Origin of the sequence: Streptococcus cristatus ATCC 51100 (genome assembly GCF_000222765.1) — a bacterium.
Lineage (GTDB): Bacteria > Bacillota > Bacilli > Lactobacillales > Streptococcaceae > Streptococcus > Streptococcus cristatus.
On the sequence record NZ_AFUE01000003.1, the window covers coordinates 1 to 12,875 of the forward strand.

Annotated in this window: 14 protein-coding genes and 1 riboswitch; of the genes, 4 read left to right on the forward strand and 10 right to left on the reverse strand. The window is 42.8% G+C overall.

The genetic code is table 11. The features are described 5' to 3' along the window. Positions 1–32 precede the first annotated feature (32 nt). The 5 genes from HMPREF9960_RS01385 to HMPREF9960_RS01405 form a co-directional block, all read right to left on the reverse strand. On the reverse strand, positions 33–716 hold the full coding sequence (locus HMPREF9960_RS01385) for a DUF4956 domain-containing protein (protein WP_005590222.1): 684 nt from the start codon (positions 714–716) through the stop codon (positions 33–35). Between the two features lie 11 nt (positions 717–727). Continuing rightward, complete coding sequence (locus tag HMPREF9960_RS01390) at positions 728–1,459, reverse strand: polyphosphate polymerase domain-containing protein (protein WP_005590221.1); 732 nt, start codon at positions 1,457–1,459, stop codon at positions 728–730. Between the two features lie 290 nt (positions 1,460–1,749). Next, the gene (locus HMPREF9960_RS01395; protein WP_005590219.1) at positions 1,750–3,255 is read right to left on the reverse strand and encodes a M56 family metallopeptidase; all 1,506 of its coding nucleotides are present in this window, start codon (positions 3,253–3,255) and stop codon (positions 1,750–1,752) included. Positions 3,256–3,270: 15 nt separating this feature from the next. Further along, complete coding sequence (locus HMPREF9960_RS01400) at positions 3,271–3,648, reverse strand: BlaI/MecI/CopY family transcriptional regulator (protein ID WP_005592027.1); 378 nt, start codon at positions 3,646–3,648, stop codon at positions 3,271–3,273. A 110-nt stretch (positions 3,649–3,758) separates the two neighbouring features. After that, positions 3,759–4,115, reverse strand: coding sequence for a DUF1304 domain-containing protein (locus tag HMPREF9960_RS01405; RefSeq protein ID WP_005590216.1), 357 nt, complete (start codon positions 4,113–4,115; stop codon positions 3,759–3,761). A gap of 191 nt (positions 4,116–4,306) precedes the next feature. On the opposite strand from HMPREF9960_RS01405, the gene HMPREF9960_RS01410 reads away from it, so the two are divergent. Both HMPREF9960_RS01410 and HMPREF9960_RS01415 read left to right on the forward strand, forming a co-directional pair. Next, positions 4,307–5,623 carry an FAD-containing oxidoreductase gene (locus HMPREF9960_RS01410; RefSeq protein ID WP_005590214.1) on the forward strand — a complete coding sequence of 439 codons (1,317 nt, stop codon included), beginning with the start codon at positions 4,307–4,309 and terminating at the stop codon, positions 5,621–5,623. 110 nt (positions 5,624–5,733) lie between these two features. Continuing rightward, positions 5,734–6,702: an NAD(P)/FAD-dependent oxidoreductase gene (locus HMPREF9960_RS01415; RefSeq protein ID WP_005590212.1), complete on the forward strand. Its 969-nt coding sequence runs from the start codon at positions 5,734–5,736 to the stop codon at positions 6,700–6,702. A 33-nt stretch (positions 6,703–6,735) separates the two neighbouring features. Here HMPREF9960_RS01415 and whiA read toward each other — a convergent pair whose 3' ends face one another. From whiA to HMPREF9960_RS01435, 4 genes are all read right to left on the reverse strand, one after another. Beyond that, a complete protein-coding gene (gene whiA / locus HMPREF9960_RS01420; protein ID WP_005590210.1) occupies positions 6,736–7,647 on the reverse strand; it encodes a DNA-binding protein WhiA in 912 nt (303 codons plus the stop codon). Next, positions 7,644–8,621, reverse strand: coding sequence for a YvcK family protein (locus HMPREF9960_RS01425; RefSeq protein ID WP_005590209.1), 978 nt, complete (start codon positions 8,619–8,621; stop codon positions 7,644–7,646). The genes whiA and HMPREF9960_RS01425 overlap by 4 nt, the downstream gene beginning before the upstream one ends. After that, complete coding sequence (rapZ, locus tag HMPREF9960_RS01430; protein ID WP_005592021.1) at positions 8,618–9,508, reverse strand: RNase adapter RapZ; 891 nt, start codon at positions 9,506–9,508, stop codon at positions 8,618–8,620. The genes HMPREF9960_RS01425 and rapZ overlap by 4 nt, the downstream gene beginning before the upstream one ends. 67 nt (positions 9,509–9,575) lie before the next feature. Then, positions 9,576–9,959, reverse strand: coding sequence for a RidA family protein (locus HMPREF9960_RS01435; protein WP_005590207.1), 384 nt, complete (start codon positions 9,957–9,959; stop codon positions 9,576–9,578). Between the two features lie 133 nt (positions 9,960–10,092). Continuing rightward, positions 10,093–10,137, forward strand: a riboswitch (PreQ1 riboswitch). Between the two features lie 121 nt (positions 10,138–10,258). On the opposite strand from HMPREF9960_RS01435, the gene HMPREF9960_RS01440 reads away from it, so the two are divergent. Together HMPREF9960_RS01440 and HMPREF9960_RS01445 are read left to right on the forward strand one after the other, a co-directional pair. Next, positions 10,259–11,236 carry a nucleoside hydrolase gene (locus HMPREF9960_RS01440; RefSeq protein WP_005590206.1) on the forward strand — a complete coding sequence of 326 codons (978 nt, stop codon included), beginning with the start codon at positions 10,259–10,261 and terminating at the stop codon, positions 11,234–11,236. Positions 11,237–11,263: 27 nt separating this feature from the next. Further along, entirely contained in the window at positions 11,264–11,806 is a 543-nt protein-coding gene (locus tag HMPREF9960_RS01445; RefSeq protein WP_037586015.1) for a hypothetical protein, read from the forward strand. Between the two features lie 144 nt (positions 11,807–11,950). Here the strand turns inward: HMPREF9960_RS01445 and HMPREF9960_RS01450 are convergent, their stop codons facing one another. Further along, positions 11,951–12,868 (reverse strand): aspartate carbamoyltransferase catalytic subunit, encoded by a 918-nt coding sequence (locus HMPREF9960_RS01450; protein WP_005590202.1) that lies wholly within the window; start codon positions 12,866–12,868, stop codon positions 11,951–11,953. Positions 12,869–12,875: the final 7 nt, after the last annotated feature.

Genomic DNA, 12,875 nt, shown 5'->3' on the forward strand with positions numbered 1-12,875 from the left:
ATGCAGGTCATTCAAAACGACTGTCTTTTACCTTACAAGGTTTTTCGTTTTTGGGCTTCTTTCGAGAGGGAAATATTCTTAATCTTTTCATAGCGTAAGAAGCGTTGAATGAGGCGTTGGTCGCTTACATCTGGTTTCAAATCAACCACATAGTCCAACTTGATAAACTTATTGTCAACTGACTGGACAGAGGTCAACTCAAAGCTTTTGCAGGCTGTTTCAAAGATTGCTTCAAAAAGAACTTCATAGTCTAATTCAGCAGGAATCTGAATTTGAACATAACGTCTGGTTTGACTAACCGAACTAAAGCCCATCTTTTCAAAGAGCAACCAAAAGAAGGAAATGAGGAGCGTGAAAAAAACTCCTAGAGCTAAGAAACCCATTCCTGTCGTAATCCCAATCGCTGTCGCCATGAAGATGGCTAAAAGTTCCTTGGATCCTCCTGCGGCTGATCGGAAGCGAATCAAACTGAATGTTCCTGCTACCGCGACACTGGTTCCCAGATTTCCATTTACCAAGAAAATGATAATGGAAATAATGGCTGGCAAAAGAGACAGTGTGATGACAAACTCCTTGGTATAAATAGTTTGGTGCTTATAGACCTTGGCTAAAATGATTCCCAAAATCAAGCCCGTCACGAGGGAGGCTATTAGGGCTAGGGGGTTAACCTTGATTTCAGCCGAAGAATAGATACTGTTAAATAGTTGTGTAATCATTGTTTCTCTCCTTAAACCTTGACGGCTTGAGGAACCAATTCTTTAGATTTTAAGTAGGCTTTGCCGTATTTTGAGAAGGACTGATCTTCAAGGCCGTATTTATTCAAAATTTCAGACATCCACTGAGGATATTCCCCTGGAACCTTGATCTCCATAATCACCATATCGTCCTCTAATAGAGGATAGCCGTGGCGTCCTGAGGTCAGGTCCACATCATAATCACGGAAGCGGATATTTGAATCAACGGTCACTCGAACTTTTTTGTCCTCTGAGCCTTTCATCGAGTAACGATCATAACTAATCACCATTTTCGGTTTTAGGCCCGCATAACGCTCCTGCAACAGCTCCACTTCTGTCTTGACCCGCTCATCGGAAATAGTCTGGTCTGCAAGTCCCTTCTCAATATAATTAACGACCGAAGTCAGATTTGAAACCAGTCGATACTTGAAACCAACGTCCTCCGACCTCTTCTTTATTTCCAAAAATACCTGACTATCCTTTGCTGGCTCCGCTGCATAAGTCCGCATCCGTAGCTTTTCACGACCACCTCTTCTAGCAATCGAATCCTGGATCATTTGAAAATCATCATTGTCAAAATAGACATTTGAAATGGTTGAAATCGCATAATCATCTGGAATGAGGTAAGCATGCATTTCAGCTTCTAAGCGAGCCAAGGTCGCACGGTCTAAGATGTATTTTGTTTCAACACGTTGGAAGTTCGTTTGGATTTGTTTTTGTTTCATTTTAATTCTCCTTTTATTCTACAAATGTCGTTTGAAGTTTCAAAAGAAAGAGAGCCCTTGCTCTACTACTCTCATACTTTCCGGACAGTATTTTCAAAACCTTATTCTACTTTTGTAGTTTATAATCATATTCTACAATTGTAGTTTTTAAAAGTCAAGAGAAAATTACTAAAACTTTAAAATTGACCTCAATTTATGAGTTGAAGACTAGATTCTACCAAAAATAAAGATAAAAAAATTCTACCAATCGCTGCTTCTATCAAGAAATCTTGATTGGTAGAATCTTTTATCTAATCGTCATCATCATCGTCGTCATCGTCTTTGTCATCATCACGATCTTTATCCTTACTCTTTGAAGAGCTAGTTTGAGCAGGAGGTTGGACAGGTGCTGTACTAGTGTTTGTATTTGAATTTGTCACATTATTGGTCGCAAGAGTCGGCGAGCTAACACTTCCCGTCTGACCCGCATTCACATTCCCACTTTCACTATCAGCTGGAGTCGCTGCAGAAGACGATGACGGCGGAACTTCTTTTTCAACTGTCACTGTCTTTTCGACAATGGTATGCTGCTTGGATTGGACGACTTTTCCAATCTTGGCATTGACAAGCATCTCATGAACCGTCTGTCCGTGTGAAAAGAGAATCTTATAATTGCCTTTCTCATGTGAAATCTGCACATCCTTAATGTCCTTTTCAGCAAGAGAAAGTTCCTTCAAAACTGTTTCTAAAACCTGACGCTGACTAAGTCCTTCCACTTTCTTAGACTCTAAGACAAGTTTACTATCTTGTGCGACAGGATTTTCTAAGGCAAAGACCGAGCTAGTCAAAAGCAGAAGTAGAGGAACTGCCACTACAAAAGAAGCAGACAGAAACTTTTTCGGCAGGCGGCTGTCCATGATACCAATAATCCGTCGCTTAAGATTAAACTTATCCGAGTAAAAGCAAGTCGTCAAAGCAATCCGAGTCTTCTTACTGCGGTCAATCATCGTCAGAATAGTCTCACCATAAAAAGTTCGATAAGCTGTGTCTTTTCTACTCAGAACATCGTAATCACAGTACATTTCTCCTGCTTCCTGAGTTTCCCGACAAGCGAAACGAACTACTGGATTAAACCAATGTAGGCTCTTGGCGAGAATTGCAAAAAGATTAATCAAGACATCATAGTGCTGATAATGAGTCAGCTCATGCTGGAAAATCAGCTGCAGCTCCTCCTCCGTATAGTCCAGCTCCGGTAGCACAATCAAAATATCCCTGAATCCCAGCAACATTGGGCTCTGTGTCATAGGGTAGTGGAGCAGACGAATCTTACTTTTAACGCCCATCTTTTCTTTGATCAAATGCAACTGGAACACAGTCTCTTCGTCCTCAACCTCTGTCCCCCAACGTTGCAACATCTTTTTGAAACGGATATAAGAATAGGCATATTTACCTAGGTTAAATGCACAACCAAGCAGCCAAATGGCAAAGAATATTTCAAACCAAGGTAGACCCAGAAAAGCCTCCCAGAGATTGGCCTGGGTTGCTTTCTCAGCTACTTGAGAAACAGCTTGCCCTCCACCTGTCTGGCCAGCTCTAACAGCTGTCTGAACAGTCGCCCCAGTACTCAGCCGAATCAAACCAGAGCCAAACTGAGGACGGAATGGGAATAGAAAGCTCAGCAAGATTAAAAACCAGACAAAATACTTGACCTTGACTGAAATCTTGGTCTTGAGGGCTGCAAAAAGAAGGCTCAAAAACAGAACCAAAATCGAAGTGGAAAGACTGGTTAAGAGGAAAGACAAAAGGAACTGTTTCATGGATACTACCTCATCTTACTCTTTCTGATTCAGTAAATTACGCAACTCATCCAGTTCATTTTCTGAAAAAGAATTAGATGAAAAGAGAGTCTTGACAAAGCCTCCCATGGAATGTCCGCTGTAGCGCTTCAAAAAGTCTGACGTCTCTACTTCTAAATATTCCTCTTCCGAAATTAAGGCCGTATATTGCCTTTCGCGTCCCTTTCGAACACTTTCTAAGAAACCCTTTTCCGTCAAGCGAGCCAGAACTGTCAACAAGGTCTGAGGCTTCCAATGGTTATCTTCACCTAGCTTTTCCATAATTTGAGCAGAAGTCGTTGGATTTGGCAGGTGCCAAATAATCTTTAAGATGGCAAATTCACCATCTGGTAAACGTTTAATTGAATGATTCATTGTATTTCCATCCTTTCTAAAGTCTTCTTCTAATTTTATTCTACACATGTCTAATAAAAAAGTCAATCATTATGTAAAAAAGAGCTGGGAATCACTATTTCCCGCTCTTTCTAGAAAAATAAACTCAGCAAAGTCAACATTGCCAAACCACCCTGCTTGAACAGGATTTTTGGGTCACTGGTAACTGCACCGTAAGCCGCTACCAAGATGATATAAACCATAAAAATTCCCAGCCAAACTGGATTAGGCTGCACAAAGGCCGCAATCAAGACCAAAACAGCTATAAGCCCGTTGTAAACACCTTGGTTTTTGAAAAGGGTATTGACCGACTTCTGCTCCAACTCCTCTTGTGACATACCAAAGACCCGTGCTGTCGCTGCAGAAGTCGTTGCGATAGTCTCTAAGTACATAATATAGAAAAATTCCAAGGCAACCACACTTGCCAAAATCAGTGTAAAAATAGACATTTCTTCTCCTTATAGAAATTTATGACGAAAAAAGTATAACATAGAACAAGAAAAAGCGCTAAAATTTGGTTCTAATAAAATGGACAAAGTGTATAAAGACGTCTTAAATTACATTTTTAAAATAGGCGTAGCAAAACTCAGCATTTTCTGACTAGATGTGATACAATCTTTTTGAAAAATGGAGGTAAATTATGTTAACCTATGATTTAATTGTCATCGGCTTTGGTAAGGCCGGTAAAACATTGGCAGCCAAAATGGCGGCCCAAGGAAAAAAAGTTGCTTTGATTGAGCGAAGCAAGGCTATGTACGGGGGAACCTGTATCAATATTGCCTGCATCCCAACCAAGACCCTGCTTGTCGCAGCTGAAAAAGGCCTGGCTTTCGACCAAGTCATGGCTGAAAAAAATGCTGTAACCAGCCGTCTCAACGGGAAGAACTACGCAGCAATCAGTGGCGCTGGTGTCGACATCATCGATGCGGAAGCTCATTTCCTTTCCAATAAAATCATCGAAATCACAGCTGGCGATGAAAAAGAGGAACTGACTGCTGAGACTATTGTCATCAATACCGGTGCAGTTTCCAATGTCCTGCCAATTCCAGGACTGACTGAGACCGAGCATGTCTATGACTCAACTGGCATCCAAAATCTGAAAGAACTTCCTAAACGCTTGGGAGTTCTGGGTGGCGGTAACATCGGCCTAGAATTTGCTGGACTATACAACAAACTGGGCAGTCAGGTAACTGTGCTGGATGCTGCTCCTGTCTTTCTCCCTCGAGTTGAGCCTTCTATCGCTGCTCTAGCTAAGCAGTACATGGAAGAAGACGGAATCCAGCTCCTGCAAAATGTACAAACCAAGCAGATTAAAAATGATGGTGATGAAGTTGTGGTTGTGACAGAGGATGGAGAATTCCGCTTTGATGCCTTGCTCTATGCTACTGGCCGCAAGCCGAATGTTGAGCCACTTCAGTTGGAAAATACCGACATTGAGCTGACAGAGCGCGGAGCTATCAAGGTTGATAAACACTTGGAAACAACTGTACCTGGTGTATTTGCAGCGGGCGATGTCAATGGCGGTCTGCAGTTTACTTATATCTCACTGGATGACTTCCGTATCCTTTATAGCTATCTAGCTGGCGATGGCAGCTACACACTGGAAGACCGTAAAAACGTCCCTACCAGCATGTTCATCACACCGCCTTTGGCTCAAATCGGATTGACTGAAAAGGAAGCCCAAGAGCAAGGCCTGCCGATTGCAGTTAAGGAGATTCCAGTCGCAGCAATGCCTCGTGGACATGTCAATGCTGACTTACGCGGTGCCTTCAAGGCCGTTGTCAACACTGAAACCAAGGAAATCGTCGGAGCAACAATCTTCTCAGCAGGGGCTCAGGAAATTATCAATATCCTGACTGTAGCCATGGATAATAAGATTCCTTACACCTACTTGAGCAAGCAAATCTTCACTCATCCAACTCTGGCTGAAAACCTCAATGATTTATTTGCTATCTAATGTTAAGCCCCTAATGGGGCTTTTACAATCCCTACAAAAATTTAACTACATTTCAACCTATTTTTGTGATACAATAATCCTAGTTTATTTTAAAAAGATTGAGGAAAATTATGTCTGAACTGTATGATATTACGATTGTCGGAGGCGGTCCAGTTGGCTTATTCGCTGCTTTTTACGCCCACTTACGCCAAGCCAAGGTGAAAATCATTGATTCCCTACCTCAGCTGGGTGGTCAGCCGGCCATTCTCTATCCAGAGAAGAAGATTCTGGATGTGCCAGGCTTTACTAATTTGACTGGCGAAGAGTTGACTCAGCGTCTGATTGAGCAGCTGGAGACTTTCCAGACTGAGATTTGCCTCAATGAAACGGTTCTGGATATCGTTAAATCTGATGATGACTTCACTATTACGACTTCTCAAGCCCAGCATCAGACCAAAACCATTATCATCGCCATGGGAGGTGGCGCCTTCAAACCGAGGGCTTTGGAGTTAGACGATGCTGAAAGCTACAGCAACCTTCACTATCACGTTTCAAACATCAGCCAGTATGCTGGCAAAAAGGTTGTTGTTCTGGGTGGCGGCGACTCGGCTGTTGACTGGGCGCTAGCTTTTGAAAAGATTGCGGAAACCAGTCTGGTTCATCGTCGGGACAACTTCCGGGCTTTAGAACATAGTGTGGAAGAACTCAAGGCTTCTAGCGTTGAGATTAAGACACCGTTTGTACCGAGTCGATTGGTCGGCGAAAATGGCAAGATTACCCACTTAGAAATCAGTCAAGTCAAGGGAGAGGAAAGTCAGCTTCTGCCTCTGGATCATCTCTTTGTCAACTACGGTTTTAAATCCTCTGTCGGCAATCTCAAAGATTGGGGCTTGGAGCTCAATCGTCACAAGATTTTGGTCAACAGCAAACAGGAAACTTCTATACCAGGTATTTATGCTGCTGGTGATTGCTGTTCCTATGAAGGAAAGATTGATTTAATTGCAACGGGTCTGGGCGAAGCTCCTACCGCTGTCAACAATGCCATTAATCATATCTATCCCGACCAGAAGGTCCAACCCAAACATTCTACAAGCCTATAAAAAAACAGCTGCCGAGCTTAAGCTCAGCAGCTTTTATAATTCATCTGCGATTTTATTGATTTTTCTCAAGCGATGATTGACACCACTCTTAGTCAGAGGCCGGCTCAGACTATCAGCTAGCTGCTGGATCGAATAGTCCGGATGCTGAATACGAAGTTGAGCAACCTCCTGCAGGTCTACAGGTAAACTCTCAATGCCGATATTATCGCTGATTTTGGCAATATTATTGATGGTTTTCATACTGGCTGTGACCGTGCGAGCAATGTTCGCTGTCTCCGCATTATTGGCACGATTGAGGTCATTGCGCGCTTCCCGCATGAGCTTAAGAGACTCAAACTCAGCCATGGCTTCCATAGCCCCAATGACAATGAGAAAATCCATAATATCCTCAGCCCGCTGCAGATAGGTGACAGCTCCCTTCTTGCGCTCAATGGTCTTGGCATCCAGCAGAAAACGTCGCATCAAGGCAGCTAAATCCTCAGCATGATCCAGATAAACGGACAGAATTTCCAGCTGGTATTTGCCTGAGTCTGGCTCCCGCATGCTGCCATTTGAGAGAAAGGCCCCCCTCAGATAGGCTCGGCTGGCTTCGTCATCTGACAAAATGGCCTGGTCAATACCTGCCTCAATACCAAAAAAGGAGTCAGCCAAGTGCAGGTCAGATAAGATTTCTTCCACTTTCTGATCCAGAAATACTGTATAAACGCGATTCTTGCGCAGATTAGTCTTCTGATGATGGCGAATTTCTGACTTGACCTGATAAAGATCCAACAGCAATTCATAGAGATGGCGAGCAATCTTGGCATTTTCTGTTGAAATGGATAAGGTAAGGCCAGTCGAAGAAATTCCCAAACTACCAGCCATCTTGATCATGGCAGCTAACTCATTTTTGTCTTTTACAGATAAGCTCAAAAGCTCTTCTTTTACTTTTACTGTAAAGCTCATTTGCGCACCTGTATAATCTGCATCAATTCATCAACAAGTAACTCTCCATCATGAAAAGCTCCGCCATTTTCCAAACGAAGGAAATTCGATGAAATGACACGCGGAACTTGCTCTTGCAGCCCTCGAAAATTATGCTCAACCTGAACCAGATATTCATCAAATTTATTGCTATTCATATACTCGCGCGGAACTGGCTCGATATTGACCAAGACAGTATCAATGAACTTTTTACCCAAATGACGATGCAGTACTTGAACGTGGTCGCTATCTGAAAAGTGCTCGGTTTCGCCACGTTGAGTCATAATATTGCAAACATAGGCTACTTCTGCCTTAGTATCTAAAATAGCTTGTCCGATTTCTTCGATTACGAGGTTTGGCAAGATGGAGGTAAAGAGAGAACCCGGTCCCAGCACCACCATATCGCTATCCAAAATACTCTGGACTACCTTTCTACTAGCAACAGGCTTTACATCATCATAGGTATTAGTCACATAGACCCGCTCAATCATACCAGCCTTACTGGCCAGATTACTTTCACCAACAACTTCTGTTCCATCTGTAAACACAGCATGCAGAGTCAGCGGAGTGTCGCTTGAAGGGTAGATTTTACCTGTTGTATGGAAAAACTTAGTCAGAAGCTGCATAGCATTATAGGTCGAACCCTGCATTTCGGAAATGCCTGCAATAATCAGATTCCCCAAGGGATGACCTGCTAGAACACCATCTCCTTTGGCAAAGCGATACTGGAAGACCTTCTCATAAAACTTTGGCATATCAGACATGGCGACCAAAACATTTCGCAAGTCACCCGGCGGTGTCAGCTGCTGGATGTTTTTCCGCAGCTCACCAGAACTGCCGCCATCATCTGCTACTGTGACAATGGCTGTGATCTCCACATCCTTTTTCCGCAGGCTGTTTAAAATGACTGAAATTCCTGTACCGCCGCCGATAACTGTAATTCTCGGTTTTCTCATGAGCGGTTCACCGTTTCCTTCCGGCGATTTTTGTCGCGATGACTGGCATTAACTGGCCAGTTTTTCGCTAAATCATTCGCCAAACGCTGTGCAAAAGCCACACTGCGGTGTTGTCCACCTGTACAGCCAACTGCGATAGTCAGTACAGATTTTCCTTCCTTTTGATATCCTGGCAAAATCGGCTCAATCAGGCCCAGCAAATGCTGGTAAAACTCTTCTGACTCCGCATGGTTCATGACATAGTCAAAGACATCCTTGTCCAAGCCTGTCTGGTTACGCAGCTCAGGTTTATAGTAGGGATTAGGCAGGAAACGCACATCAAAAACCAAGTCTGCATCCAGAGGCAAACCATATTTGAAGCCAAAACTCATAACCTCAATGCGGAAACTATGCAGATCAGCCTGGTTTGAAAATTGTTCAGAGATGGTCTTTCTTAGCTCCCGTGGTGTCAGTTCCGTCGTATCTACAACGTTTTGACTGAGATTTTTCAGAGGGGCTAAGAGTTCGCGCTCCAGTTTGATTCCATCTAAAATTCGTCCGTCGGCGGCCAAAGGGTGACTACGTCTTGTTTCTTTATAGCGAGCCACCAATTCCTTGTCAGCCGCATCCAAAAATAGAATTTTAAAATCAATTTCCGTGCTTCTTTCCAGCTCATCCAAAATATCCTGAATCTCCAAAAAGAAGGAGCGACTCCGCATATCAACAACCAGAGCCAACTTATCATTGTCCTTTGTTCCTTCGACCAACTGCAAAAACTTTGGTACTAAGGTCGGCGGCATATTATCAATGGTAAAATAACCCAAATCCTCAAAAGACTGGATGGCGACAGTCTTTCCGGCACCGCTCATTCCTGTCACAATCACTAATTGAATCTTGTGTTCAGCCATTCTTTCTCCCTTCATCTAACATTTTATTTCTAAAAAAGGACGGGAAACTTCTCCCGGTCCCAAACATTTATTCTACAATCTCAGCAATGACTTCGATTTCGATTTTTACATCACGAGGCAAGCGAGCCACTTCCACTGCCGAACGAGCTGGAAACTCACTCTTAAAGGCTGTTTTGTAGACCTCATTAAATGGCACAAAATCATTGATGTCACTTAGGAAACAGGTTGCCTTGATCACATGGTCAAAATCTGTTCCAGCTGCTTCCAAAATAGCTCCTACATTTTTTAAAACTTGCTGGGTCTGCTCTTCAATCGTTGCACCTACAATTTCTCCCGTCTCTGGTGACAAAGGAATCTGACCACTTGCAAATAAAAGGTTGCCAACGATTTTTCCTTGAACATATGGTCCGATTGCTGCTGGTGCTTTATCTGTTTGTACTATTTTTGCCATTGTATTCTCCTCATTTCTTTTATCTTACTTATTATATCATAAAGTCAAAAGACTGACTATTCTTGTCCTCCTTCCCATTGACTTTTAGGAAATTTTTCTTTATGATAGTAAATGCATAATTCAAAACACTTGTTTTGGACTGGTTCGCAAACTTCCCAGTATAAAAAACTAAGTACCCTTATATTCTAAAGTAATGTAATTGCGCATAGTTTTTTCTGGTGTCCTGCCACTTTGGCAGAACTAACTGAGAGGTTGAGACGGAAGTTTCAGCCTTATTTTATTTCTCAAAAGGAGGACCTATGAAAAGAAAAGTTATTATTGACTGCGACCCTGGCATAGACGACAGCCTAGCCCTGCTCTATGCCCTGCAACACCCTGACTTAGAGGTCGTTGCTTTGACCATAGTCGCTGGAAATGTCCCAGTAGAACTTGGTCTTGAAAATGCCTTTAAAATCCTAGAAAGGCTGAATCGGCTAGATATTCCAGTATATGCAGGAGCCGACAAGCCCTTGGTTCGTGATTTCGTCTCCGCTCAGGATACCCACGGCATGGATGGATTGGGGGAAAGCGGAATAGCAAGATGCAGCTCCACCCAAGCCCAGCCAAAAGCTGCTTATGACTTTCTGGCAGACTATTTCCAGAAAAATAGTGATACTTCCATCATTGCACTGGGGCCTTTGACCAATATTGCTTTGGCTTTTAGGAAAAATCCTAACCTTGGGCAACATCTAGACCGATTTGTCAGTATGGGCGGCAGCTACAAATCGCACGGCAACTGTTCACCCGTAGCGGAGTACAACTACTGGTGCGATCCGCATGCAGCCCAAGAAACTTACGAGAAAATTGGAAAAAAGATTGAAATGGTCGGTCTAGATGTCACGCGAAAGATTGTCTTGACACCCAATCTCTTGGAATATATGCGTTTTATCAATCCTGAAGTCGCTGACTTTATCGGAAAAATCACTCGCTTTTACTGGGATTTTCATTGGGAATATGAACATATCATCGGCTGTGTCATCAACGATCCATTGGCCGTTGCTCATTTTCTACATAAAGAGCTTTGCCAAGGCTTTGACTCCTTCGTCGATCTCGCAACGGAAGGTATTGCCATGGGACAAACCCTAGTTGATGCCTATCATTTTTATGGTAAGCAAGCCAATGCTAAGGTGCTGACCCAAGTAAACACCCACCTCTTCTTTCAGGATTTTCTCTCCGTGATACTCAACACGTCAAAGGAAATCATCTGCCAAGATCTAGAAACTTTAAATTTAGGATAAAATTATGAAAAAACGACACCATTTACCATTACATTTACAGCCATCTGCATCGCTCTAAACTATGTCGGTGCCAACATCGCCCTTTTTCTAAAACTTCCTATTTATTTGGATACTTTTGGAACGATATTAGCCAGCCTCGTTTTAGGACCTATTTTCGGAGTAGGAACTGCGCTTGCCAGTGCTCTTATTAGCGCTTTTACAACAGATATCTCTGCTATTTATTTCTCTCCAGTAGCCATTCTTTTGGCTCTGCTTGTCTCGGTCTTTTTCACTGCTGATTCAAAACCAATACTAAACCTTCTCTGGAAAACGGTTCTAGTCTCTCTGCCAGCTACTGCTTTGGCCTCTCTGATCACTGTGATAGTCTTCAAAGGGATTACTCCAAGTGGTTCCAGTATTATCGTACAAGGTTTACATGGCTTAGGCTTAGATTTGGTCACCAGCACCATCATCGTCCAAGCGCTGACCGACTATGCAGACCGACTCATCGTTATTGGGGTCAGCCTCGTCTTCATCCCACAACTCAAAAAAGTTATCCCAAGAATCTTTGCAAAATCCAGCAATGCATAAATCAAAAGAACTACTCAGAAAACGTTATTTCGAGTAGTTCTTTTAGTTTAACATTGTCTATTATAGGTCTTTAAGGTCAAGTTTAAAAAAGGAGTAGGAAGACTCTTCTTGAGTCCAATCCTACTCACAAGCTACATTCTGAGATTAGTTGCGTCCCTTGAGAACAGCTTCAATGATTGCCATTCTGACAAAGACGCCATTTGTCATTTGCTCTACAATTCGAGATTTTGGAGCTTCAACCAAATGATCTGCAATTTCTACATCGCGATTGACAGGCGCTGGGTGCATCAGGATTGCAGTATCCTTCATACAATCATAGCGCTCTTGCGTCAAACCGTGAAGTTTATGATAATTTTCCTTAGAGAAAATGGAGTTGTAGTCATGTCGTTCGTGCTGTACGCGGAGGAACATCATGACATCCACTTGGTCAATCACTTCGTCAATCGTTACGAATTTACCATAGTCAGCAAATTCTGCACTTCTCCACTCATCTGGACCAGCAAAGAAGAGCTCAGCGCCAAGACGTTTCAAGATTTGCATATTAGATTTGGCTACACGAGAGTGATCAAGGTCACCAGCGATGGCTACTTTCAAACCATCAAAATGACCGAATTCTTGGTAAATTGTCATCAAGTCAAGTAAACTTTGGCTTGGGTGCTGACCAGAACCATCACCACCATTTACGATAGAAGTTGTAATCGTTGGACTTTCGACCAATTCTTTATAGTAATCAACCTCAGGGTGACGGATGACACAGACATCTACACCGAGAGCTGACATAGTCAAAATCGTGTCGTACAAGGTTTCTCCCTTGTTGACTGAGCTTGTCTTGACATCAAAGTCAAGCAGGTCGCATCCAAGTTTTAATTCTGCTACTTCAAAAGCTTTGTGAGTCCGAGTTGAAGATTCAAAGAAGAGATTTGCAACGATATGCTGCTCATCATAATGAACCTTTGCGCCGTTTTTAAATTCAATCCCGCGCTTGATCAAAGCCATTACTTCTTCGTTCGTAAGGTGTTCCATAGATACAAGATTTTTAAGTGCGATTTGATTTGATGACATGATGTTA

Excerpts from the sequence above, each read along its gene's own strand:
- HMPREF9960_RS01435 (WP_005590207.1), bottom strand. The coding sequence starts at position 9,959 with ATGGCAAAAATAGTACAAACAGATAAAGCACCAGCAGCAATCGGACCA.
- HMPREF9960_RS01390 (WP_005590221.1), bottom strand. The coding sequence starts at position 1,459 with ATGAAACAAAAACAAATCCAAACGAACTTCCAACGTGTTGAAACAAAA.
- HMPREF9960_RS01395 (WP_005590219.1), bottom strand. The coding sequence starts at position 3,255 with ATGAAACAGTTCCTTTTGTCTTTCCTCTTAACCAGTCTTTCCACTTCG.
- HMPREF9960_RS01405 (WP_005590216.1), bottom strand. The coding sequence starts at position 4,115 with ATGTCTATTTTTACACTGATTTTGGCAAGTGTGGTTGCCTTGGAATTT.
- HMPREF9960_RS01415 (WP_005590212.1), top strand. The coding sequence starts at position 5,734 with ATGTCTGAACTGTATGATATTACGATTGTCGGAGGCGGTCCAGTTGGC.
- HMPREF9960_RS01450 (WP_005590202.1), bottom strand. The coding sequence starts at position 12,868 with ATGTCATCAAATCAAATCGCACTTAAAAATCTTGTATCTATGGAACAC.
- rapZ (WP_005592021.1), bottom strand. The coding sequence starts at position 9,508 with ATGGCTGAACACAAGATTCAATTAGTGATTGTGACAGGAATGAGCGGT.
- whiA (WP_005590210.1), bottom strand. The coding sequence starts at position 7,647 with ATGAGCTTTACAGTAAAAGTAAAAGAAGAGCTTTTGAGCTTATCTGTA.
- HMPREF9960_RS01440 (WP_005590206.1), top strand. The coding sequence starts at position 10,259 with ATGAAAAGAAAAGTTATTATTGACTGCGACCCTGGCATAGACGACAGC.
- HMPREF9960_RS01400 (WP_005592027.1), bottom strand. The coding sequence starts at position 3,648 with ATGAATCATTCAATTAAACGTTTACCAGATGGTGAATTTGCCATCTTA.
- HMPREF9960_RS01425 (WP_005590209.1), bottom strand. The coding sequence starts at position 8,621 with ATGAGAAAACCGAGAATTACAGTTATCGGCGGCGGTACAGGAATTTCA.
- HMPREF9960_RS01385 (WP_005590222.1), bottom strand. The coding sequence starts at position 716 with ATGATTACACAACTATTTAACAGTATCTATTCTTCGGCTGAAATCAAG.
- HMPREF9960_RS01410 (WP_005590214.1), top strand. The coding sequence starts at position 4,307 with ATGTTAACCTATGATTTAATTGTCATCGGCTTTGGTAAGGCCGGTAAA.